The organism is Kitasatospora sp. NPDC087861 (assembly GCF_044742585.1).
Taxonomy (GTDB): Bacteria; Actinomycetota; Actinomycetes; order Streptomycetales; family Streptomycetaceae; genus Kitasatospora.
The window spans coordinates 185361-208465 of the sequence record NZ_JBIUUS010000008.1 but is presented as its reverse complement, the minus strand read 5'-3'; the positions used below and the strand labels follow the sequence as shown (position 1 = coordinate 208465).

Here is a 23105-nt window from a genome sequence, read left to right as displayed (position 1 = left end):
CGTCCGGTCCTGATGTCCCGGACGGTGCGGAGCCCCCTGCACGCGCGGACTCCTAGGCCGGGACGGCCCGGTCGCGCTGGAGGTCCAGCAGTTCGCGGAACAGTCCGTCCGGGCGGGCCGCCAGCTCCGCCCAGGTGCCGGTCTGCACGATCCGGCCCTGGTCCATCACGATCACCCGGTCCGCCACCGCCGCGTTGGCGATGTTGTGGGTGACGAGGAGGGTGATCCGGCCCGGGGCGAGGGCGCGCAGGGCGTGCAGGATGCGGTGCTCCGCGCGCGGGTCCAGGTCCGAGGTCGGCTCGTCCAGGATCAGCAGCCCCGGGCTGCGCACCGTCCGGTACAGCGCCCGGGCCACCGCCGCCCGCTGCCAGCCGCCGCCGGACAACTCGGCGCCGCCCCACCAGCCCTGGGCCAGCAGGGTGCGCCAGCCCGAGCGCAGCCGGGACACGACCTCGTCGAAGCCCGTCCGCTCCGCCGCCCGCTCCACGTCCGCCATCACCTGCTCGGTGACGTGCCCCAGGTGGACGTTCTCGGCCGCGCCGAGCGGCCAGCGCGCGAACTCCTGCGGCACCCGGGCCACCCGCGACCACATCCCGTCCGCGTCCAACTCCTCCACCGGCACGCCGTCCCAGCTGATCCGGCCGGACTGCGGCAGGTAGAGGCCGGACAGCAGCTTCAGCAGCGTCGACTTGCCGCTGCCGTTCTGGCCGATCACCGCCACCACCTCACCGGCCCGCAAGGTCATGCTGACGCCGCGCAGCGCCGGATCCTTCTGCTCGCCCGGATAGGTGTGGCCGAGGTCCGCGACCTCGACCAGCTGCGGCGCGCCGGGCACGACCTGGCCGCGCCGGATCCGGTGCCCGCCCGCCTCGTCCAGGAAGGTGAAGTAGTCGTCCAGGTACAGGCCCATCCGGTACAGCCGGGCGCCGTTGCCGACCAGGCCCTGCAAGCCGGACGAGGCCGTCCGCAGCGCGAACGTCGCCGTGCCCGCGGCCGCCAGGTCGATCCGGCCGCTCGCCACCAGGTAGAGCAGCGTGCCCCAGATCAGCGCGCTGCCCGCCCCCGTGCCCAGCGCCGCGAGCAGGGACACCTTGGCCGCCTCCCGGGTCGCCCGGTCCGTGGCCGCGACGATCTTCGCCTCGGCCCGGCGGTACTTGGCCATCAGGAACGGTGTGACCTGGTCCGAACGGACCTGGTCGGCCCGGGTCTTGTCGATCAGGAACCAGCGGTACACGCGCAGCGCGCCACGGTCCTCGTTGGTGGCCACCGCTGCCAGGTAGTGGATCCGGGCCGTCCGGACGGCCGCCACCGCGGTCGGCACCGAACCGAGCAGCAGCAGCGGCACCAGCCACGGGTGGAGCGTCGCCAGGACGCCCGCGGCCGCCGCCAGCGAGACCGTGGAGGCGATCACGTCCTGGGCGTTGGAGAGGAGGTCCGGTGTGGTCGAGGCGCCCCGGTCCGCCGCCTCCCACTGCTCGTTGTACGCGGGTTCGTCGTACGCCTTCAGCTCGGCGGCGCACCCGGCCGCGATCAGCGCCAGCTCCGCCTCCCGGGTGATCCGCGGCGACACCCGGCCGGACAGGCCGACCACGGCGATCCCCAGCACGGCGCGCAGTCCGGCGGAGACGGTCAGCAGGAGCAGCGACGGCGCGGCGGTGCGCAGGTGCTCCCCCACCGGGCCCGCCACCAGCAGCGCGCCCAGGGTACCGGTGGTGGCGAACAGCGCCAGCGCCCCGAACACGCCCGCCAGTGCCTGGCAGACCAGCAGCAGCCCGGTGGACGTCCGGTCGGCCGCCCAGGCCAGCGCCAGCGCACGGCGCACCAGGTGCGGCAGGCGGCGCAGCATCGCGCTCGCCGACATCGAGGCACCGGCCTCGGCCCGGCGGTCGCCGGGAAACCGCAGGTGCAGCTCCTCGTCGTGCTCATCCTCCTGTCGTGGTCGGGGCATCTCCGGTTTCGCGATCTGCTCGGACACAGCGCTCCCTGCTCCCTCGTACGGCGGCCGGTGGCCGGTAGCCGGTGGCCGCAGCGGATCCGCACGCGGGCAGCCCTCAGCGCCGGGTGGGCGTGGTGGGGCGGCAGCGGTGCCGATGGGCACGCTGTGAAGGGCGGGCTGCCGGTGCGGACCCCGATCCTGGCAGCGGTCCGCGGGGCCGTCCGGCGTGTCCCGGCGGGTCTCACTCGATCCGGGCGATTCCGTGTCGGCGACGGCGAGTTGGTGGCAATCGATCACCGGAGGGGTCCGCGATGTTCGATTCGAGGGCGGGCCTCGGCGCACTGCGGGCATGCGATCCGACGATCACAGGAACCCCCCGGCACGGGGTGTGCCGGGGCGGTCGGGTCGGGCGCGGGGTGTGCCGGGGGCGGTCGGGTCAGGAGCGGGTCGGGGGGTGGAGGGCGAGGAGGGACGGGGTGGTGGCGGGGGCCGCGAGGCGGAGGAGGCCGTGGCCGATGCCGGCGAGGCCGACCATGAGGGAGGGGCTGTGGGCGCCCTGCGGGAGGCCACAGATCCAGCCCCGGGTGTCGAGGTCGTCGAGGGTGGACTGCGCCTGGCGGAGGGCGGCCGCGCGCCATGGGCCGCCGGCGAGGAGGAGGGGTTCGAGGTTGCCGAGGTCGCCGTGGCAGAGCGAGAAGTTGTGGCCGAAGCCCTCGCCCAGCACGGTGGTGAGGGCGGTGTCGCGTTCGGCGAGGAGCAACTCGTCGTCGCCGGACAGGAGTTCGGCGAGTTCGGTGCGGGCCAGGGAGATGCCGGCGGCGCCGTGGCACCAGAGGGTGGGGTAGGAGGGGGCGCCGGGGCCGCCGTCCTCGCGGACGTCGCGCCAGTTGGCGGCGGCCTGGTCGAACAGGGTGCGTTCGTACGCGACTGCGGCGAGGGCGAGTTGAGGCAGTCGCGGGTCGCCGAGGCGGTGGCCGGCCCGGGCGAGCGCCCAGGCGATGCCGGAGCCCCCGTGGGCGAAGCCGGCCAACGGGCGGGCGGCGGTACCGGCGAGGGAGGCGGGCAGCCAGCCGACGCCGCCTTCGGGGTGCGGGGCGGCGGCCTGCACGAGGCGCTCGGCGCAGACGGCGAGGGCGTCGGTGACCGCGGGCCCCGGGCGGACCGCCTCCCAGGCGAGCAGCCCGCCGATGGAGCCGGCGTTCCCGGCGATGAGGTCGTGCTGGGTGTCCTCGGCGGCGGTGGCGGCGATCCGGGAGACCACCAGGGCCCCCAGGGCGTCGAGTTCGGCGTCCTGGTGGTGGGCCGCGAGGTGGGCCAGCGCGTAGAGCACCCCGCCGGTACCGGCCAGGCCGCCGCCCAGGCGGTCGGCGCGCCGCCGGACCTGGTGCCGGAGCGTCACCTCCGCGGCGGTGGCTGCCTGCCGGTGCTCCCGCTCCCCGGTGGCCGTGGCGAGCTGGTGCAGGAAGAGGGTGACGCCGGCTGTCCCGCTGTAGAGGTCGGGGCCGAGTTCGGCGGGCGCCCAGCGACCGGGCGGGGCCCAGTTGGGGCCGACCCAGGCGAGGTCGGCGCTCCCCCGGTAGGCCTCGCGGAGCAATAGCCCGCCGGCTTCGACGGCCTTGGCGAGGGCGCGGGCGGCGAGGCCCTCGGCCGGCTCGCCGAGCCTCGCGGCACGGACCGCCACCGGGCGGCGGCGCGGCTCGCGGGCGCCGTCCGCAGTGGTCACCGACAGGCGCAGCAGCTGGAGTTGGCGGGTCAGGTCCTCCTCCCCGAGGACGCCCGCCTTGGCGAGGGCGAGGTCGAGTGCGGGCCGGTCGGTGACGCCGGGGATGACGGCGCCGGTGGAGGAGCGGGCGTCGACGCCGTCGGGGCGGATGGTGAACACCGGGACGTCGCCGCGCCAGAGGTCGGCGCGTTCGTGGTCGACGTAGGCGAGCGCGTGCTCCTCCCAGGCGGCGAGCGCCCAGAGCCGGTCGAGGTGGCGGTCCTGGTCGAGGCCGTCGCGGAGCAGGTCGGGGTGGCAGGCGGTGCTCGAAAGACTGCGGTACTCGAAGGTGTCGCGGCGCAGCATCCGGGTCTCGTCGGCGGCGAACGCCCTGATGAGGTCGCGGAGTTGGTCCTTGTGGGCGGCAAGCAACCGATAGGCCTCGGTGAAGCCGGCTTCGAGTTCGCCGACGTGGTCGGACAGCCGCAGCGGCTGTCCGGCCGGGACGGGCCGGCTGTCGGGCGCCACGACGGGCATCCGGCGGTACTCCAGCCGGAGCCGGTCGGTGCCCTGGTCGACCAGGACGGGCGCCGGGCGGGGCGGCAGGCTGGCCGGGTCCCAGCCGAGGGCGGAGAGGTCGGTACCGCCGTTGCCCTCGTCCCACATCCGTTCGGGCAGCAGGCCGGAGCGCAGGACGGAGTGCCGGGCCTGGTGTCGGGCGAGCCGTTCGGACTCGGAGAGCTCCTTGACGGGTTCGGGCAGGTCGGGGTGGAGCAGTGCCTCCAGGTCGATCAGTACGGGCTGGTCGCGGACGGCGAGCAGGTTCTGGGCGTGGCAGTCGACCGCGTCCAGCACGTACAGCAGCGCGGCGAGCGTCCCGGCGCGGTGGTAGAAGGCGCTCAACTCGGCGTCGTCGCGGGCCGGTTCGGCGGTGACGTAGGCGACCCAGCCGTAGCCGTCGCGGGCCAGGTGGGCGAGGTCGTGCAGCGGCAGCCGCAGTCGCGGGTTGAGCCAGCGCAGGAGGTGCTGGAAGTGGGTCTCGGCGCCGAGCGGGCGCGGCTTGTAGACGATCCGGGTGCCGTGTTCGAAGCGCAGGGCGCTGACGGTGGCGCCGCCGCGGTGCGGGTCGCCGAGGCCGGTGGCGAGTTCGGTGAGCCGGCCGAGCGGGCGGCCGTCGGCGAAGGTGCGGGCGAGGGCGGGGAGGTCGGCGGCGAGGCGGCGGTAGAGGGTGAGGCAGGTGTCGGTCCACTGCTCGGCACCGACGCTGAGCCGGTACGCCAACACCGGGTACTCCGTGAGGAGTCGGAGCGCCCGCTCGGGTTCGGTGAGCCGGTCGAGGAAGTCCCGGTAGCGCCGCTCGGGGGTGTCGCCGGTCAACTCGCCGCCCAGGCGGGCGATGTGGAGTTCGGTGATGACGGTGCGGACGGCGGTCGCGTGCGCGGCGGCGGTGAGCGCGGGCAGGACGAGTGCGGTCAGCTCCTCGGGGGTCCCGAGGTCGGCCAGCGGCAGGGCGGCGAGGCCGGTGCGCAGGCGGTCGCGGGCGTCCGCGAGCAGCGGGCCGGCGAGCCGGGCGAAGGCCTGCTCCTCGGGGAGGCCGAGGGTGAGGTCGAGGGCGGGCCCGGCCTCGAAGGCGGCGGCGAGGCGTTCGGCCCACGGCGGCGTGCCGAGGCGGTCGGCGAGCGCGTCCGGGTCCTCGGCGAGCAGGGCGCGCAGCCCGTCCGGGTCGAGGCCGTCGGCGGCGAGGCGGCGTTCGAACCAGCCGTCCCGGTCGAAGGGTGGTTGGGCGCGCCAGCGGTCGAGGATCCGGCCGGCCCGTTCCGGGTCCTTCCCGGCGGCGCCGGGCCGGGGCCCCCGGTCGGCGAGCGGGAGGGCCCGGGCGGCGGCCCGGCGGAGTTCGGACGCGTCAACCACGGGCGGTGCGGCCTCTCTGTCATCGGCTGAAGGCGGGGCGGCGGGCGGGGCGCCCCGGCGGTGCTGCCGCGGCGCGGCCGTCGGGTCGGGCGTCCGCGGCGCGGGCTCCGGCGGTGCGGCCGGGGCCCGCGCCGCGGACGGCGGGCTCAGAAGCTGCAGACCTGGCCGCAGCTGCTCCAGCCGCCACAGGTGCCGGACTGCACCGCGGCGGTCACGTAGACCTCGTCCGACAGGTCGCCGGCCGGGTGGACCTGGTGGCCCTGGCCGAGGGTGAGCCGGTAGTCCTCGTCCTTGAGCGCGCGGACCTGCTCAGCCGTGGGCTGCATGGTGCCTCCTTCAGACGGTCGGGTCTGGCACGGTCGTGCCGGGTCGGGATCCTGACACCGCCACACCCGTCACACCAGGGGCGGGCAGCGCACCGGGCCAAATTTCGGCCAGGGTCGAAATAGTGTCGATGTCGACCACCGGGATCCCGTTCCCGCAGGCCGGGCCCGTGCCCCGGGCGGCCCGTCGGCCCTCCTGCCCCTGTACACCTGTCCGGAATCCGGGCGGTGGCGGGCACCCGAACCGGGGCCCACGTTTGAACGGACGGGCCCCGGGCAGTCCGCGCCGACGGCCGCTCCTGTGGCCGGGCCGGGCACCGAAGGTCACGATGGAACCCGGCACCCCCGGCCCCGGCCCGATCGGAGCGCGATGAGCGACCAGCACAACGTCGTCCTGCTGACCTTCCCGGACGCCGCCGCGTGGCGGCCGGCCTTCGACGAGGCGCAGCACCTGCCGGGCCTGCGGCAGGTGGCGGCCCTGGAGCGCAGCGCCGACGGCCTGCTGGAGGTCAGGGACGCCTTCACCCGGGGCGCGGGCGTGGCCACCGTCGGCTCCGGCGTCCTCGGCGGCCTGGTGGGACTGCTCGGCGGGCCGATCGGCGTCCTGCTCGGGTTCGCGGCGGGTGCGGCGCTCGGCAACGCCGCCGAGGAGGGCCGGGCGACGGAGGGCGGCGCCGGGCTGATCATGCTCTCGCCCCGGGTCCCGGACGGCGGCGCGCTGCTCGTCCTGGAGCTGCGGGAGTCCTCCCCCGACCCGGCCGACGAACTGGCCACCCGGCACGGGGCCACGGTCGAACGGATCGATGCGCACACCTTCACCGAGCAGGTCCGGGCCGCCGAGCACAAGGCGGAGGGAGACCGGACGGACGAGGGCCGGACGAGCGAGCAGCGGACGGGCGAGCGGAGGACGGGCGAGGACAAGGCCGCTGGGGGCGGCTGACCCGCCCCCACCCCGCGCACCGCTACTCCGCCCGCAGTGCGTCCGCCGCCCGCGCCATGTTCCGTACCGCGTCGGACGGACACCGCGCGGGGTCATCCTTCCGAGGTAGTCGCCGGGTGGAGCGGACGACCGCCGAACCGGGGCTGTTCGCGGCGGCACCCGGCCCGCCAGAATGTCCCGGTGATCAACCTCCCCCGGTGGGACCTGCTGAGCGCGGCGGCCCGCCTCACCGGCGACCCGAGCGCCGACCCGCCGCCCCGGCCGACCCGGCGCGGCCGGGTGTTCGACGTCGCGCTGGCACTGCTCCTGGCCTGCATCGCCGGCCGCTACGTGACCACCGCGTCAGGGCCGCACGAGACCTCCTGGCGGGGGCTGATGCTGCTGGTGCCGCTCGTGCCACTGCCGCTGGCGCTGCGCCGCCGCTTCCCGCTGGCCGTGCTGTGGACGGTGCTGCCGGCCGCCCTGCTCATCCGGCACCAGTCCGCGGACATCGCCTACTCGGCGGGCGTGGTCGTCATCATCGCCGCCTACAGTGCCGCCGCGTACGGGCGCCGCCCCCGGCTGATGCTGCCGAGCCTGCCGGCGGCCGCCGCGGCCCTGGTGGTGCTCTTCGACGACGCCAAGCTGCCGCACTTCCCGAACTCGGTGATCGCCCTGCTGGTCCTGGTGCCGGTGTTCGCGGTCGCCTACGAACTGCGGATGTGGCGCCGCCGGGTGGAGGATGGACGCCGGCGGCTGTCCGCCCTGGAGCGCGAGCAGCTGGCCGCGCTGGAGCGCGCGGTGGAGCTCGAACGGGCGCGTATCGCCCGGGAGTTGCACGACGTGGTGACGCACAACGTGAGCATGATGACGATCCAGGCCGGGGCCGCCCGCAAGATCCTGGACACCGCCCCGGACAAGGCCCGTGAGGCGATGGCCGCGGTGGAGCGCGGCGGACGCGCGGCGATGACCGAACTGCGGCACGTCATGGGACTGTTGACGATCGACTCGGAAACAGGCGACGACCCGGCCGTGACCGCCGACCTCAGCCCGCAGCCGGGGCTGGGCCGGCTGGACGCGCTGGTCGACGGCGTCCGGCAGGCCGGGCTGCCGGTCGAGCTGACCGTCACCGGCGAGCGCCGGGCCGTCCCGCCCGGGGTCGAACTCGCCGCCTACCGCGTGGTCCAGGAGGCGCTCACCAACACCGTCAAGCACGCGGGCGGCGCGGACGCCGCGGTGACCGTCGAGTACGCCCCCGACCACCTGCGGGTGGAGGTCACCGACACCGGCGGCCGCCCCACCGGCGCCGCCGCCACCGGCAACGGACACGGCCTGATCGGCCTGCGCGAACGCCTCGCCGTCTACGGCGGCACCCTGCACACCGGCCCCCGGCCGCGCGGCGGCTACCGCGTCAAGGCCCTGATCCCCCTGGAGAGTTCATGACCGGCGAGCAGACGGCTGGCGCACCGACGACAGCGGCGCCGAACACCGGAGCGCCGCTGCGGGTGGTCGTCGCCGACGACCAGTCCCTGGTCCGGACCGGGTTCCGGCTGATCCTCGAATCGGAGGGGATCGAGGTGGTCGCCGAGGCCGAGGACGGCGGGCAGGCCGTCGCAGCCGTCCGCCGGACCCGCCCGGACGTCGTCCTGATGGACATCCGGATGCCCGTCCTGGACGGCCTGGAGGCCACCCGCCGGATCCTCGCCGACGCCGGCCCGACGGGCCACCCACCGCGGGTGATCATGCTGACCACCTTCGACCTCGACCAGTACGTCTACGCCGCGATGGCGGCCGGAGCGAGCGGCTTCCTGCTCAAGGACGTCACCCCGGAGCACCTGGCCGCCGCCGTCCGGCTGGTCCGCACCGGCGATGCCCTGCTCGCCCCGGCCATCACCCGCCGCCTGGTCGAGCGCTTCGCCCGCCCGGACGCCCCCGCCACCGCCCTGCACCGCGAACTGGCCGCGCTCACCCCGCGCGAACGGGAGGTGATGGGCCTGCTCGCCCGCGGCCTGAGCAACGCCGAGCTCGCCGCCCGACTCCAGCTCTCCGAGGCGACGGTCAAGACGCACGTGGCCCGGATCCTCGGCAAGCTGAACCTGCGGGACCGGGCCCAGGTGGTGGTCGCCGCGTACGAGACCGGGCTGGTCAGCGTCGGCGCGGGGCCGGGCCCGCAGTAGGGCTTGCCCCGCGCCGTCGTGCGGCGGTCAGCCGCGCAGGCTGGTGGTCTCCAGGTGCGGGGAGGCCTTGATCTCGGCCTCGGTGAACCGTTCGGTCACCCACTGCTTGCGGGAGTACAGCCCGGTCTGGTCGGTGTAGTGCGGCGACGCCGGGTTCACCGACTCGCCGTAGGTGAGCACCGTGCGGGTGCGCGGGCCCTGAGGGGTCAGCTCGGTGGCCATCACGAAGCTGGAGCCGTAGGCAGGGGCGGTCCCGTCCGGGTGCGCCGCGCCCGTGCTGCCCGAGTCCGCGCCCGCCCGGACGACGTCGAAGCAGCCCTCGCCCGAGTCGCAGCCGTGCAACGGGATGCCCGCCCAGCGCTGGACCTCGCCGACAGTCGCGTCCAACGCGGTGCCGTCCGTGGCGAGTTGCCGCACCGCTGCGGCCAGGGCCGTCCGGGCGGTGGCGCTGTCGCCCCGGATGCCGGCCGGGGTGGTCAGCGGGTGCGCCGGGTCGAACGGGATCCGCTCCCACGCGTCGGTCCGGTACCGGTACAGGTCGCTGACGAACTCGCCCCACAGGACGGCGCCGTGGCCGTCGGCGTCGGCCCGCGTGCTCCAGGCGGCGAGGACCTCGCAGGCGGCGCTGACGTCGACCGGATGGCCGTCTTTGTCGTTCAGCACCGGGTTGGCCCGGCACATCGCCACCGCGTCGTCCCGGCCCAGCTCCGCGCTGTAGACGCGATCGCCGAACATGGCCGCCTGCAGGGTCGACAAGGTGAAGCCCGGGGCACCGAGCCCGTCGCTGCCGTCGCGCCGGTCGGCGATCATCCGCAGGCCCAGCTGGGCGCGCGTCCCGATCCCGGGGAATGTGCCGTAGACCGTCGGGTAACCGGTGATCGGGGCGGCGGGGTTGGCGAGGTACGGGTTGTTGTTGGAATTGGCCACGTAGTCGGTCCGGCTCACCTTCGGGTGGTTCGCCGGGCCGAAGATCCCGGGCACCACCGCGTCCGGGTCGCTGCCCGCGTCGCAGGCCGACACCGAGCCGTCCAGGCCGACCGGCTCGTCGTGGACCGGCGGCAGGGCGCACTGCTTGAGCTGCGCATCGGTGAGGTGCGGGACGGCGGAGGAGTCGGTGAAGTACGTCTCCCCCGTGGAGTCCGTGGCGATCGTGTAGTTCCAGGGGTTGCCCTGGTAGGTGTCGTCCGCCTGCTTCAGCTCGGCCAGACTCTGCGCCCGGTCCATCGCCAGCCACCCGTTCATCGAGCGCAGGTTCTCGGCGTTGGCGTCGCGCAGGGCGTAGGCGTGCTCGGTGCTCCAACTGCCGCCCAGCACCGGGCCGTAGCGGGAGGTGTAGAGGGTGCGGGTGACGGTCGAGAGGGTGCCGTCCGTGCCCCGGACGGTGACCGGGACCTCCTGGCGGCCCATCGGCTCGGCCTTGCCGTCGACCAGGTAGCTGGTCGGGTCGCCGGGCACCAGCGTCAGGCGGAACTGCGCCGCGTGCTGGGCGAAGCTGGACGTCGCGGTGAACGCCACGTTCCGGGTGTGGCCGATCTCGACCAGCGGGGTGCCGTAGAGGCCGGCGCCGGAGACGTCCAGGACGCCGGGGATGGTGAGCTGCACCTGGTAGAAGCGGTCCGAACCGGTCCACGGCAGGTGCGGGTTGGCGAGCAGCATCGCGTCGTGGTCGCGGGTGACGTCGCGGCCGAGCGCCCAGCCGTTGCTGCCGAGCTCCGGGTCACGGCCGGGGCTCTCCTTCGGTAGCGCGGACGCCGGGGCCGGGCCGGACGGTGCGGACGCCGGGGCGGGCGCGGACGGGACCGCCGGGGCGCCCGGGGTCGGCGGGGTGGCGGACGCGATGGCGTCCTGGGCACCGCCGAGGCCGGCGGCCGTGTCGACCTCGTAGATCATCCCCCAGACGTCCTCGGCGGTGATCGGCCGCACCCAGTCCTGGCCCCGGCAGCCGGCGTCCGGCAGCCGGTCCACGCCGGTGTCGCTCAAGTACCGGTTGTAGCCCGCCGCGTAGCCCTCGACCAGTCGCCGCACGTCGTCGGTCGGGCCGAGCGGCGCGGGCTTGTCCAGCAGCCGCTTGACGGAACCGCTGCGCTGCAGACCCTGGTGGTAGACGTCGCTGGTCAGGTTGTCGGAGCCGCTCGGCGCCGTCGCGTCCAGCCCGAGGTAGCGAGCCCGCTCGCCTCGTACCGTCAGTACCTGGTCGGCGAGTTCACACAGGTTGTCCTGTGCGAAGGCGTACCCGTACCCGTAGCCGAGGCCCCGGAAGTCGTGCGCCAGGATGTGCGGGATGCCGTACTCGGTGCGCCGGATCTGCGCCGAATAGCCGTCCCGCCCGCCGAGTTGGCCATCGGAATCGGCGGCGACGGCCGTCCCGGGCAGCAGCCCGGCGGTGACCGAGGCGAGGCAGAGCGCCGCCAGGCCGGTGGAGACCCGCTTCGAGGGTGAGGTGCTGTGACGTGAGGTCATGCCGCAACAGTGCCCGGGACGGCACCCCGGCGGCATCGGCCCGTTGATCTAATCCCCGGGCACGGCATTGGCCCGGGGGCGTACGCCCCCGGGCCAATCGCCGGCGCCGGGCTTCGGGCCGACCGATCCGTCAGCCGGTCCGAAGCCGCGGCGATCAGACGAGGACGCTCAGACGAGGTCGAACCGGTCCAGGTTCATGACCTTGACCCAGGCCGCGACGAAGTCCGCCACGAACTTCTCCTTCGCGTCGTCGCTCGCGTAGACCTCGGCGACGGCGCGCAGTTCGGAGTTGGAGCCGAAGACCAGGTCGGCCCGGCTGCCGCTCCACTTGAGCGCGCCGGTCTCGGCGTCCCGGCCCTCGAAGGTGTGCGCGTCCGCCGAGGTCGCCTTCCAACTCGTGCCCAGGTCCAGCAGGTTGACGAAGAAGTCGTTCGTCAGGACCTCGGGTGTCCCGGTGAGGACGCCGAGCGGGGACTGCTGGTGGTTGGCGCCCAGCACGCGCAGACCGCCGACCAGGACGGTCAGCTCGGGCGCGCTCAGGTTCAGCAGGTTCGCCCTGTCGAGCAGCAGGTACTCGGCCTGCAGCCGGTTGCCCTTGCCCACGTAGTTGCGGAAGCCGTCCGCGGCCGGCTCCAGCGCGGCGAAGGACTCGACGTCGGTGAGCTCCTGCGGCGCGTCCACCCGGCCGGGCGTGAACGGCACCTCGACGTCGCGACCGGCCGCCTTGGCCGCCTTCTCGACGCCGACGCCGCCGGCCAGCACGACCACGTCCGCGAGCGAGACCTGCTTGCCGCCGGCCCGGGCGTTGAACTCCTGCTGCACGCCCTCCAGGGTGCGCAGCACCGAGGCCAGCCGGTCCGGCTCGTTGACCTCCCAGCCGATCTGCGGCTGGAGCCGGATCCGGCCGCCGTTGGCACCGCCGCGCTTGTCACTACCGCGGAAGGAGGAGGCCGCCGCCCACGCGGTGGACACCAGCTCGGACACCGAGAGGCCGGAGGCGGCGATCCGCTGCTTGAGGCCGGCGACGTCGGCCGCGTCGATCTGCTGGTAGGTGACCGCGGGAAGCGGGTCCTGCCACAGCAGTTCCTCGCTCGGGACCTCGGGGCCGAGGTAGCGGGCGACCGGCCCCATGTCGCGGTGGGTGAGCTTGAACCAGGCCCGGGCGAAGGCGTCCGCGAACTGGTCGGGGTGCTCCATGAAGTGCCGGGAGATCGGCTCGTAGATCGGGTCCAGGCGCAGCGACAGGTCGGTGGTCAGCATCGTCGGGGCGTGCCGCTTGGCCGGGTCGAACGCGTCCGGGACGGTGTCCGCGCCGGCGCCGTCCTTCGGCTTCCACTGGTACGCGCCGGCCGGGCTCTTGGTGAGCTCCCACTCGTAGCCGAACAGCGTCTCGAAGAAGCTGTTGTCCCAGGTCGTCGGGGTGGCGGTCCAGGCGCCCTCCAGGCCGCTGGTGATCGCGTCCGGGCCCTTGCCGGTGCGGAAGGTGCTCTTCCAGCCGAGGCCCTGCTGCTCCAGCGGGGCGTCCTCGGGGTCGGGGCCGACGTTGTCCGCCGGGCCGGCGCCGTGGGTCTTGCCGAAGGTGTGGCCGCCGGCGATCAGCGCCACCGTCTCCTCGTCGTTCATCGCCATCCGGTAGAAGGTCTCGCGGATGTCGCGGGCGGCGGCGATCGGGTCCGGGGTGCCGTTGGGGCCCTCCGGGTTAACGTAGATCAGGCCCATCTGGACGGCGGCGAGCGGGCTCTCCAGCTGGCGGTCGCCGGTGTAGCGCTCGTCGCCCAGCCAGGTGGTCTCCGGGCCCCAGTAGACGTCCTCGTCCGGCTCCCACTCGTCCACGCGGCCGCCGCCGAAGCCGAAGGTCTCGAAGCCCATGCCCTCCAGCGCGACGTTGCCGGCCAGGACCATCAGGTCGGCCCAGGAGAGGCTCCGGCCGTACTTCTTCTTCACCGGCCACAGCAGGCGGCGGGCCTTGTCGAGGCTGGCGTTGTCGGGCCAGCTGTTCAGCGGCGCGAAGCGCTGCTGGCCGCCGCCGGCACCGCCGCGACCGTCGCGGATCCGGTAGGTGCCCGCGCTGTGCCAGGCCATGCGGATGATGAACGGACCGTAGTTCCCGTAGTCGGCCGGCCACCAGTCGTGCGAGGTGGTGAGGGCCGTCGCGATGTCGCGCTTCACGGTCGGCAGGTCGAGGGAACTGAACGCCGCGGCGTAGTCGAAGTCCGCACCGAGCGGGTTCGCCACGGCCGGGTTCTTGGCAAGGATCTTCAGGTTGAGCCGCTCCGGCCACCACTGGCGGTTTCCGCCGCCCTGGGTCGGGTGCGGCGCGCGCCCGTGGGCTACCGGGCAGCCGCCCGTGCCCTCCGCCTGCGGCTCGGCAACGATCGGATCGTGGTTCTCAGACATGGGAATCCTTCCCTACAAGGCGGATCACGGTGTCTTCCTGCTACCCAGGCTATCGCCGGAGCCGATCCTACGATGGACGCAATCCAAGTCAAGAAAGGCACCAAACCCATATCCGATCGGGAACCGGAGAGAAGCCGATAACGGTTGGTAAAATCCGGTCTTCCCATTGACCTGAATAGGTGAACCGATATGAGTGACCTGCTGGAGCGGCTGCGCGGGCGCGGCTGGCGCCTCACCTCCCAGCGGCGTGTCGTGGCGGAGGTCCTGGACGACGGCGAGCACGTTCACCTCACCGCCGACGAGGTCCACGCCAGAGCCGCCGAGCGCCTGCCCGAGATCTCCCGGGCCACCGTCTACAACACCCTCGGCGAACTGGTCACCCTCGGCGAGGTCACCGAGGTCTCCACCGACGGCCGCGCCAAGCGCTACGACCCCAACGCCCACCACCCCCACCAGCACCTCGTCTGCACCGGCTGCGGCACCATCCGCGACGTCCACCCCAGCGGCAGCCCCCTCACCGACCTCCCCGCCGACCAGCGCTTCGGCTTCACCGTCACCGACGCCGCCGTCACCTACCGGGGGCTCTGCCCGGCCTGCGCCTCCTGACCCCGGCCGCCGGGCAGATCGGCGGGACGTGAGGCGCCGCGGTGGCGATCATCGGCTCGTCTCATCAGCCTGTCCTGAATACGCCGTCACACCACACACGGGCGTGCCTTCCACTGTTCCGACGACCGGGCTCACGACACCCTGTTCACGTGCTCCTGATCGAGCGTCACCTCACCGGCGCCACGGCAGCGCCGGGTGGCGCACCAGGGCCGCCGGGCACGGGGGCGGAACGGTCTGCCTCGGTATTGCCTTCGTGGCCCTCTCGCGCGGTGGCCCCTTGGTGCTATGGCTGGAGATCAAACCCCCAGCGACAGGAGCCGCCATGAAACGTGAACGCGAACAGCCGGGGCGGCCCGCCCCCGCACCCCGGGGCACCCCGGCCCGGCCGCAGGCGCGGAACGCGTCCCCGCCGCCCCGGAACTCCGTGCCCGGTCCGGACCTGCTCGCGACGCTGCAACGCACCGTCGGCAACGCGGCGGTGGCACGGCTGATGCAGCGCTCCTCCGCGCACCGGGGGCTCGACCCGCAGGGACAGCCGCTCGCACCCTCGCCGCGTGACGCCGAGGCCGACGCGGTCCGCGCGGTGTCCGGCCCGGTACCGGCGCACGATCCGCACGCCACGGAGTCGACCCCCGCCGGCGGGCGGAGCGGCGAGGCGGCCGTCCAGCGCACCCTGGCGCCGGGGCTCCCGAAGGGGACTGCCGTCGTCAAGCACGAGGACGACGGGGACAGTCCAGTGAACTACACGATCAGCGGGTTCAGTTTCGGGTCCTATCTGATCGCCGACGAAGCCGGCAAGAAGGTTCGCGCGTCCCCCCTCGCCAAGGAATGGGGAACTGTCGAGGGTCGCGAGGAGTCCCGCAGGAACTACACGGCCGCCCGCGAGCAGGAGCTGGATCCGGCGGCCGTCGCCGCCAGGCAGAAGCAGGCGGACCTCGATCTCGGCGAGAACTACCTCAGCGCGGACTACCGCCGGATCAATCCGCTGCTGGCGGCCCTCGGGGTGGTCGGCTACGGCCCTGCCGAGATCGCGAGCCCCGACTTCTCCTTCCAGTCGAAGGAGGCGGAGGTCCTTGAGGCATGGCGCAAGGTGGCCATCGCGCGAGGCTACGCGGACGAGATCAGCACGGAGGGGTGGGACACGAAGCACCTCCGGGACACCTTCGAGATCTTCCGGCGGATCAACGGCGTGTGGGGTGACTTCTCGAAGCCGTCCGCGAATGCGGAGGGGAAGGTGCTGCGTGGCGACAGCAAGCACCTGTACGACTCGTTCGGCGGCATCCTGAAGCCCGACGCCCACCCGGACGGCGGCTACGTCACGGTCAACAAGACGATCGCATGGCCGGCGATCCTGTCGACCACCTACGGCGATCCGCTGACCCACTCGTACGTGGCGGGCAAGGACATCGTGTGGGAATTCAGCGTGCCGGACGAACACCAGGGAAGGTCGCTCGGCCGGAACAACCAGTCCGAGCAGGAGATGACCTTCCCCCTCGGCACAAGGATCAACGTCAAGCAGATTCTCGTCCGGAGGGGCAAGTACCAGACCGAGAAGACGCAGAAGTACGGCGAGAGCGCCACCGTGATCGTGTTCGCCGACATCCTCTGACAGGTCGGCGGTGGCCGCCGTCGGGCGGCCTCTCCGGTCAGCTCGTCGCGGCCCAGGAGAGGAGGAGGCGGAGGGCGTCGTCGGAGGGAGTGGCGGGGTCGGGGGTGTAGGTGATGAGGGCCTGACCGGGGTCGTCGGCGGGGCGGAGGGTGTCGTAGGCGAGGTCGAGGGCGCCGGCGATGGGGTGGTGGAAGAGCTTGCGGCCGGAGGTCTTGTCGGCGACCGGGTGTTCGGCCCAGAGGTGGCGGAACTCCTCGCTGTGGACGCAGAGTTGGCCGACGAGTTCGGCGAGGAGGGGGTCGTGGGGGCGGCGGCCGGCTTCGAGGTGGAGGAAGGCGACGTTCTCCCGGGCGCAGGCCGTCCAGTCTCCGTAGAGTTCGCGCGAGGCGGGGTCGAGGAAGGTGCTGCGGGCGATGTTGCGGTCCTCGGGCGGGAGGGCGCCGTAGTCGCCGAAGAGGGCGGCGGCGGCGCGGTTCCAGGCGAGGACGTCCATCCGGTGGCCCATCACCAGGGCCGGGGTGTGGTCGAGTTGCTCCAGCAGGCGCAGCAGGGAGGGGCGGGGCTGCTGCGGGGCGGTGCGCCGGCGCGGGGTGCGGCGGGTGGGGCGGGCCAGGCGGTGGAGGTGGCCGGACTCGTCGGGGGCCAGCTGGAGGGCGCGGGCGACGGCGTCGAGGACGGCCTCGGACGGGTTACCGACACGGCCCTGTTCGAGCCGGGTGTAGTAGTCGACGCTGACGCCGGCGAGGTGGGCGAGCTCCTCCCGGCGGAGCCCGGCGACCCGGCGTCGGCCACCGTAGTCGGGCAGGTCGACGTCCTCGGGCCGCAGCTGGGCGCGGCGGGTGCGGAGGAACTCGCTCAGGGCGCTGGTCGGGTTCATACGGATGATTCTCACCCGTGGACGGGACGCCGTGCCTGGCCCTGTCAGGACCAGGCACGGCGTCCGAGCACGATCAGGCACGGCGACCAAGCGCAGCCAGGTACGGCCAGGGCTCAGCCGGCGACGGCCTGGACCGCGGGGACGAGCCCGCCGTCGATGACGATGTCCTGCGAGGTGATGTAGGAGGAGCGGTCGGAGAGCAGGAAGACGACGGTCTCGGCGACGTCCTCGGCCCGGCCGAGGCGGCCGAGCGGGACGCTGGCGCGGATCGGCTCGTGGGCGGCCGGGTCGGGAACGATCGCGTGGAACATCTCGGTGGCGATGAAGCCGGGGCTGACCGAGTTGACCCGGATGCCGCGCCCGGCGAGGCCGGTGCCGAGGGTGCGGGCGAGGCTGAGGACCGCCGCCTTGGTCGCGGCGTAGACCGGGGCGTCGGGCAGGCCGCGGTGCGGGGTCCAGGAGGCGTTGAGGACCACGGAGCCGCCACCGGCCGCCTCCAGCAGCGGCAGGGCGTGCTGGACGGTGAAGAAGACGCCCTTGAAGTTGACGTCGACGGTGTGGTCGAAGACGCCCTCCGTGACGTCGGCGGCGGGCTGGAAGACTCCGACGCCCGCGTTGGCGAAGACGCCGTCCAGCGTGCCGTGGCGTTCTCGGATGATGTCGGCGAGCCGGGCGAGGTCGGCCGGGACGGCGACGTCGGCGCGGACGGTGAGCAGGCGGTCGCCGCCGGCCGGTTGTTCGGCGGTCAGCTGTTCGGCGGCGCGGGCGAGCCGGGCGTCGTCACGGCCGGTGATGACCACCTGGGCGCCGGCGACGAGGAGGAGTCGGGCGGTGGCGAGGCCCATGCCGCTGGTGCCGCCGGTGACGAGGACGGTGCGGTCGGCGAATTCCCGGGAGGGGGCGTTGTCGGTCATGGGCCTCACTCTCCCGACGGCCGCCGGGGTGGGACCAGGCCCGGCTCGACCCTGGGTCCGGCAGGACCACCCTGCGTCCGGAAAAGCCGCCGTGCCACCGGGAATCGGAGCGGCCACCGGACGGTTGGGCCAAGGCGACGGGCTTGACGACCATCCGGTACTCGCACGAGGGGATCTCCCATGAAGATCGGCATCATCGGCGCAGGCAACATCGGCGGCAACCTGACCCGGCGGCTGACGGCGCTCGGGCACGAGGTCTCGGTGGCCAACTCGCGCGGTCCGCAGTCACTGGCCGCGCTGGTCGAGGAGACGGGTGCGACGGCCGTGCCGGCCACCGAGGCGGCGCGCGGGGCACAGGTCGTGGTGGTCACCGTGCCGCTGAAGAACGTGCCCGACCTGCCCGCCGGGCTGCTGGCCGGCGCGGCGGAGGGCGTCGCGGTGATCGACACCGGCAACTACTACCCGCAGCAGCGCGACGGCCGGATCGACGAGATCGAGGACGACGGGGTGACCGAGAGCCGCTGGACGGAGCAGCACCTCGGCCACCGGGTGGTGAAGGCCTTCAACGGCACCTACGCGCAGGACCTGCTGGAGCGGCCGCGCCCGGAGGGCGACCCGGAGCGGATCGCCGTGCCGGTGGCGTCGGACGACGAGGCGGCCAAGCGCGTGGTGCGGGCGCTGATCGACGAGTTGGGCTTCGACACGGTGGACGCGGGCGGGATCGACGAGTCCTGGCGCCAGCAGCCCGGCACGCCGGTGTACGGGCTGCGCGCCGGGGTGGCGGCCGTCACCCGGGCGCTCGCGGAGGCGTCTCCGGAGCGCCCGGCCGACCACCGGGCGTAAGGGCCTGTCAGCAGGCCCGTCCTCTCAGCCGATGCGGCGGGCACCCTCGGCCGGGACGGCGGTGAGGGTGCGCGGCGCGGCGTAGCCGGCGGCCCGGAACGCGGTGGTGACGGCGGCGGCGACGGTGTCGGCGGCCGGTGCGTCGACGAGGGCGATGACCGAGCCGCCGAAGCCGCCGCCGGTCATCCGGGCACCGTGGGCGCCGGCGGCGAGGGCGGCCTCGACCGCGAGGTCGGTCTCCGGGCAGGAGACCCGGTAGTCGTCGCGCAGCGAGGCGTGCCCGGCGGTGAGGATCGGGCCGAGCGCGGCGAGGTCGCCGGCGTCCAGGCGGGCCACGGCGGCCGTGACCCGCTCGTTCTCGGTGACCACATGCCGCACCAACGGTCGTAGCTCCTCCGGCAGTCGGGCCAGCGCGGCCGGCAGCGCAGCCGTCCCGAGGTCGCGCAGGGCGGGCAGCCCGAGCAGTGCGGCCGCCCGTTCGCAGCCGGCCCGCAGGGCGGCGTAGGCGCCGTCGCCGAGGTCGTGCTTGACCCGGGTGTCGAGGACGAGCAGGGTGAGTCCGGCGCCGGCCAGGTCGATCGGCACGTGACGCATCGCCAGGTCGCGGCTGTCCAGGTGCAGGGCGGCGCCGGCGCGGCAGCACATCGAGGCCATCTGGTCCATGATCCCGCAGGGGACGCCGACGAAGGCGTTCTCGGCCCGCTGCGCGATCAGGGCCAGTTCGGCCGCCGACAGCCCCAGCCCGTACAGGCCGTCGTACGCGACCGCGACGGCGCACTCCAGGGCGGCCGAGGAGGACAGCCCGGCGCCGCCGGGCACGTCGCTCTCCAGCCGGAACTCCGCTCCGCCGACCTCGTGCCCGGCCTCGCGCAGCGCCCACACCACGCCGGCCGGGAAGGCCGCCCAGCCGGGCACCGAGCCCGGGGCGAGGTCGGCGACCCGGAGTTCCGCGACCGTGTCGTCGCCCTGGGCCGACCAGAGCCGCAGCACGCCGTCGTCGCGGCGCCGGGCCTGGGCGCGGACGGCCTGCGGGAGGGCGATCGGCAGCACGAACCCGAGGTTGTAGTCGGTGTGTTCGCCGATCAGGTTGACCCGGCCGGGGGCGGCCCACGCCCCCTCGGGGGCGTGGCCGTACAGCTCCTCGAAGGTGTTCACAGGGCGACCTCTCGCAGCCGGCGGGCCGCGTCCTCGGGGGTGACGTCGTTGACGAAGGCGTCCATGCCGGATTCGACCCCGGCCAGGAACTTCAGTTTGTCGGCGGTGCGCCGGATGGTGAACAGCTCCAGGTGGAGGGCGAGTTCGTCCTCCTGCCCGGCGGGCGCCTGGTGCCAGGCGGAGATGTAGGGGGTGCGGCCGCCGCCGAAGAGACGGTCGAAGCGCCGCAGCAACTCCAGGTAGAGGGAGGGGAATTCGGCGCGCTGCGGCTCGTCGAGGCCGGTCAGGTCGGGCACCCGGCGGTGCGGGTAGAGGTGCACCTCGTACGGCCAGCGGGCGGCGAAGGGGACGAAGGCCGTCCAGTGCTCGCCGGCGAGCACCACCCGGTCGCCGTGGGCGCGTTCGGCGGCGAGGAGGTCGTCGAAGAGGCTGCGGCCGGTGGCGGCGCGGTGGTCGGCCGCGCGCGCGGCCATCCGGGCGGTGCGCGGGGTGGTGAACGGGAAGGCGTAGATCTGGCCGTGCGGGTGGGCGAGGGTGACGCCGATCTCGGCGCCGCGGTTCTCGAAGCAGTAGACCTGCCGGACGCCGGGGAGGGCGGCGAGTTCGGCGGTGCGGTCGGTCCAGGCGTCGAGGACCAGGCGGGCCCGCGGTTCGTCGAGGTCGGCGAACGAGGCGTCGTGGTCGGCGGTGAAGCAGACCACCTCGCAGCGCCCGGTGCCGGGGCCTGCGGTCCACAGGCCGCCGTCCGGCTCGGCGGGCGCACCGAACGCGCCGGGCACGCCGGGCACGCCGGGCACGCCGGGACCGTCCGCACCGAGCTCACCCGTACCGGCCAGCGAGGGGAAGCGGTTCTCGAAGACGGCCACCTGGTAGTCGTCGGCGGGGATCTCGCTGAGCCGGCCGTCCCGGGAGGGGCAGAGCGGACACTCCTCGGCGGGGGGCTGGTAGATGCGGGCCTGGCGGTGCGCGGCGACGGTGACCCAGGCCCCGGTGGCCGGGTCGAGCCGGACCTCGGAGCCGTGGGCCGGCGGATCGAGCGGGCGCCGGTCGACGGCGTCCCGGGGGACGGCCTCGCCACCGTCGTAGTAGATCAGCTGCCGCCCGTCCGCGAGTGTGGTCACGGTCTTGGCGGTGGGCTGGGTCAGAGTCCCGGCCATGGCCTTCTTCCCTCTATCCGACATGAAACAACAATATCCAACATTATCCATCAGACCTGGCTGTCCGGAAGGGGTCCGCGCCTGCCATGATGGCGGTGACCGTGACCCGCGGCCCGTGACCCGCGGCCCGTGACCCGCGGCCCGTTGATCCACACCGACACCGAGGAGGCCCCCGATGGCTGACAGCGCCCAACCGCTCGCCGGACAGCGCCGCGTGCTGATCCTGGAGCAGGTCCGCGCGCGCGGCGGGGTCCGGGTGACCGAACTGGTCCGGGACCTCGGGGTGTCCGACATGACGATCCGCCGTGACCTGGACGCGCTGGCCCGCCGCGGGCTGGTGCACAAGGTGCACGGCGGGGCGGTGCGGATCGAGGCGGCCGCCAGCGGCGAGCCCGGGTTCGAGACCAAGGCCGGCTGGCAGCTGCCCGCCAAGGAGGCGATCGCCAAGGCGGCCGCCGCCCTGGTGCCGCCCGGCTCGGCGGTCGGGCTGGCGGCCGGGACGACCACCTTCGCGGTCGCCCGGCACCTGCGCGCCGTCGAGGGCCTCACCGTGGTCACCAACTCGCTGCGGATCGCGGAGCTGATGGAGGAACCCGACGAGGACGGCACGCCCGCCACCGCGACGGTGATCCGCACCGGCGGCGTGCGCACGCCCTCGGACGCGCTGGTCGGCCCGGTGGCCGACCAGGCGATCCGCTCGCTGCACGTGAACGTGCTGGTCATGGGCTGCCACGGCCTCTCGGCCGAGACCGGGCTGACCACCCCGAACCTGGCCGAGGCGGAGACCAACCGGACCTTCCTGCAGTCCGCCCGCCGGGTGGTCGTGGTGGCCGACCACACCAAGTGGAACGCGGTCGGCCTGGCCTCCTTCGCCGCGCTGGAGCAGCTGGACGTCCTGGTCACCGACGACGCGCTGGCGGCCGAACACCGGGCGGCGGCGGCCCGGCTGGTCGGCGAGCTGATCGTCGCGCCGTCCGGGGAGCCGGAGCAGGTGGCGCACCCGTAGGCCCACCATCGGCTCACCCCGAGCTGGCCCGCACCACCAGCTCGGCGGGCAGCTCCAGCCCGGCCGCCGGCGGTGCCTCCCCCCGCACCTGGTCGAGCAGCCGCCCGACCAGCGCGGCGGCGATCGCCCGCAGCGGGAGCCGCACCGAGGTCAGCGCGGGGTGCAGGTGGCGGCAGAGCGGCGTGTCGTGGAAGCCGGTGACCGCCACCCCGGCCGGCCCGACCACCAGCCCCTCCGCCCGGACCGCCTCGTAGACGTCCAGCGCCAGCAGGTCGCTCGCCGCCGCGAAGGCGGTCGGCCGCTCGGGCCCGCGCAGCAGTTCCCGGACGGCCGCCACGTCCGGCCGCACCGCCTCCACCGCGGACAGGCCGAGCCGGCCCGCCTCGGCGAGGAAGCCCGCCCGGCGGGCGGCCATCCAGGGCAGCTCCCCGGCTCGGCCGACGTACCCGATCCGGCGGTGGCCGAGCGCCGCGAGGTGGCGCACCACCGCGGCCATCGCCGCGTCGTTGGCGATGTCCACCCAGTGCTGCGGCTCCCCCGGACCGGTCCGTCCGAAGGTGACGAACGGCACCCCGACCCGGGCGACGTGCCCGATCCGGGGGTCGTCGTGCAGCACGTCCGCCAGGACCAGGCCGTCGACCTGACGGGCCGCCACCAGTTCGTCGATGGCCGCCCGAGGGTCCGCCGCCCCCGGCCCGGCATCCCGCCCCCCGCCCTGTCCCGGACGGAAGAGCAGCACCCGCTGCCCCCGCGCCCCGGCCGCGTCGACCAGCGCCTCCAGGAAGCCGGCCATCAGCGGGTTGGGATCGAAGGGGTCGTCCACCGGGGCGAGGTAGCCGATGGTGCGCCGGGCGCCGCTGCGCAGCGAGCGCGCCGACTGGTCGGGCTGGTAGCCGAGTTCGCGGATCGCCGCAGTCACCCGTTCCAGGGTGTCCGGCCGGACCCGCTGGGGGGCGTTGAGCGCGTTGGAGACGGTCTGCCGGGACACCCCGGCCGCGCGCGCGACCTCCTCGATGGTGGTGGCGCCGCGGCGCGGTCGGCGTGTTCCCTCGGGCATCGCAGACTCCCAGGACGGTTGCTCAGGCGGTCGATCTGTCGAACCGGCAGCGGTCT

At 74.3% G+C, this 23105-nt stretch carries 17 protein-coding genes; 7 read left to right on the top strand and 10 right to left on the bottom strand.

Annotated elements, in window-relative coordinates:
• Nucleotides 1-52: 52 nt before the first annotated feature.
• The 3 genes from ACIOJE_RS14650 to ACIOJE_RS14640 all read right to left on the bottom strand — a co-directional run bounded on the left by ACIOJE_RS14650 (nt 53) and on the right by ACIOJE_RS14640 (nt 5875).
• A complete protein-coding gene (locus ACIOJE_RS14650) occupies nt 53-1975 on the bottom strand; it encodes an ATP-binding cassette domain-containing protein (RefSeq protein WP_400776352.1) in 1923 nt (640 codons plus the stop codon).
• 397 nt (nt 1976-2372) lie between these two features.
• A complete protein-coding gene (locus ACIOJE_RS14645; protein ID WP_400776349.1) occupies nt 2373-5549 on the bottom strand; it encodes a type 2 lanthipeptide synthetase LanM family protein in 3177 nt (1058 codons plus the stop codon).
• Between the two features lie 146 nt (nt 5550-5695).
• Nucleotides 5696-5875 (bottom strand): hypothetical protein, encoded by a 180-nt coding sequence (locus ACIOJE_RS14640; RefSeq protein ID WP_280680520.1) that lies wholly within the window; start codon nt 5873-5875, stop codon nt 5696-5698.
• Between the two features lie 367 nt (nt 5876-6242).
• Here ACIOJE_RS14640 and ACIOJE_RS14635 point away from each other — a divergent pair, with 367 nt between their 5' ends.
• From ACIOJE_RS14635 to ACIOJE_RS14625, 3 genes are all read left to right on the top strand, one after another.
• Entirely contained in the window at nt 6243-6812 is a 570-nt protein-coding gene (locus ACIOJE_RS14635; protein ID WP_400776348.1) for a hypothetical protein, read from the top strand.
• A 180-nt stretch (nt 6813-6992) separates the two neighbouring features.
• Complete coding sequence (locus ACIOJE_RS14630) at nt 6993-8234, top strand: sensor histidine kinase (protein WP_280680518.1); 1242 nt, start codon at nt 6993-6995, stop codon at nt 8232-8234.
• Nucleotides 8231-8968: a response regulator transcription factor gene (locus ACIOJE_RS14625; protein ID WP_280680517.1), complete on the top strand. Its 738-nt coding sequence runs from the start codon at nt 8231-8233 to the stop codon at nt 8966-8968. The genes ACIOJE_RS14630 and ACIOJE_RS14625 overlap by 4 nt, the downstream gene beginning before the upstream one ends.
• 27 nt (nt 8969-8995) lie before the next feature.
• On the opposite strand, the gene ACIOJE_RS14620 is transcribed toward ACIOJE_RS14625, so the two are convergent.
• Both ACIOJE_RS14620 and katG read right to left on the bottom strand, forming a co-directional pair.
• Complete coding sequence (locus ACIOJE_RS14620) at nt 8996-11428, bottom strand: penicillin acylase family protein (RefSeq protein WP_280680516.1); 2433 nt, start codon at nt 11426-11428, stop codon at nt 8996-8998.
• A gap of 168 nt (nt 11429-11596) precedes the next feature.
• Nucleotides 11597-13825, bottom strand: a complete 2229-nt coding sequence (gene katG, locus ACIOJE_RS14615) for a catalase/peroxidase HPI (RefSeq protein ID WP_400776343.1) — start codon at nt 13823-13825, stop codon at nt 11597-11599.
• 189 nt (nt 13826-14014) lie between these two features.
• Between katG and ACIOJE_RS14610 the strand changes: the two genes are divergently transcribed.
• Nucleotides 14015-14431, top strand: coding sequence for a Fur family transcriptional regulator (locus ACIOJE_RS14610; RefSeq protein ID WP_400776340.1), 417 nt, complete (start codon nt 14015-14017; stop codon nt 14429-14431).
• A gap of 322 nt (nt 14432-14753) precedes the next feature.
• Entirely contained in the window at nt 14754-16040 is a 1287-nt protein-coding gene (locus ACIOJE_RS14605; protein WP_400776336.1) for a hypothetical protein, read from the top strand.
• 37 nt (nt 16041-16077) lie between these two features.
• On the opposite strand, the gene ACIOJE_RS14600 is transcribed toward ACIOJE_RS14605, so the two are convergent.
• The gene (locus ACIOJE_RS14600) at nt 16078-16917 is read right to left on the bottom strand and encodes a helix-turn-helix transcriptional regulator (protein ID WP_280680512.1); all 840 of its coding nucleotides are present in this window, start codon (nt 16915-16917) and stop codon (nt 16078-16080) included.
• A 113-nt stretch (nt 16918-17030) separates the two neighbouring features.
• A complete protein-coding gene (locus tag ACIOJE_RS14595) occupies nt 17031-17831 on the bottom strand; it encodes an SDR family NAD(P)-dependent oxidoreductase (RefSeq protein WP_400776334.1) in 801 nt (266 codons plus the stop codon).
• A gap of 180 nt (nt 17832-18011) precedes the next feature.
• Between ACIOJE_RS14595 and ACIOJE_RS14590 the strand changes: the two genes are divergently transcribed.
• The gene (locus tag ACIOJE_RS14590) at nt 18012-18674 is read left to right on the top strand and encodes an NADPH-dependent F420 reductase (RefSeq protein ID WP_400776331.1); all 663 of its coding nucleotides are present in this window, start codon (nt 18012-18014) and stop codon (nt 18672-18674) included.
• Between the two features lie 24 nt (nt 18675-18698).
• Here the strand turns inward: ACIOJE_RS14590 and galK are convergent, their stop codons facing one another.
• Together galK and galT are read right to left on the bottom strand one after the other, a co-directional pair.
• Nucleotides 18699-19829, bottom strand: a complete 1131-nt coding sequence (gene galK, locus ACIOJE_RS14585) for a galactokinase (RefSeq protein ID WP_400776329.1) — start codon at nt 19827-19829, stop codon at nt 18699-18701.
• Entirely contained in the window at nt 19826-20986 is a 1161-nt protein-coding gene (gene galT, locus ACIOJE_RS14580; protein ID WP_400776327.1) for a galactose-1-phosphate uridylyltransferase, read from the bottom strand. The genes galK and galT overlap by 4 nt, the downstream gene beginning before the upstream one ends.
• 175 nt (nt 20987-21161) lie before the next feature.
• On the opposite strand from galT, the gene ACIOJE_RS14575 reads away from it, so the two are divergent.
• Entirely contained in the window at nt 21162-21992 is an 831-nt protein-coding gene (locus tag ACIOJE_RS14575; protein WP_400776325.1) for a DeoR/GlpR family DNA-binding transcription regulator, read from the top strand.
• Between the two features lie 13 nt (nt 21993-22005).
• On the opposite strand, the gene ACIOJE_RS14570 is transcribed toward ACIOJE_RS14575, so the two are convergent.
• Nucleotides 22006-23049, bottom strand: a complete 1044-nt coding sequence (locus ACIOJE_RS14570; RefSeq protein ID WP_400776323.1) for a LacI family DNA-binding transcriptional regulator — start codon at nt 23047-23049, stop codon at nt 22006-22008.
• Between the last annotated feature and the right edge of the window lie 56 nt (nt 23050-23105).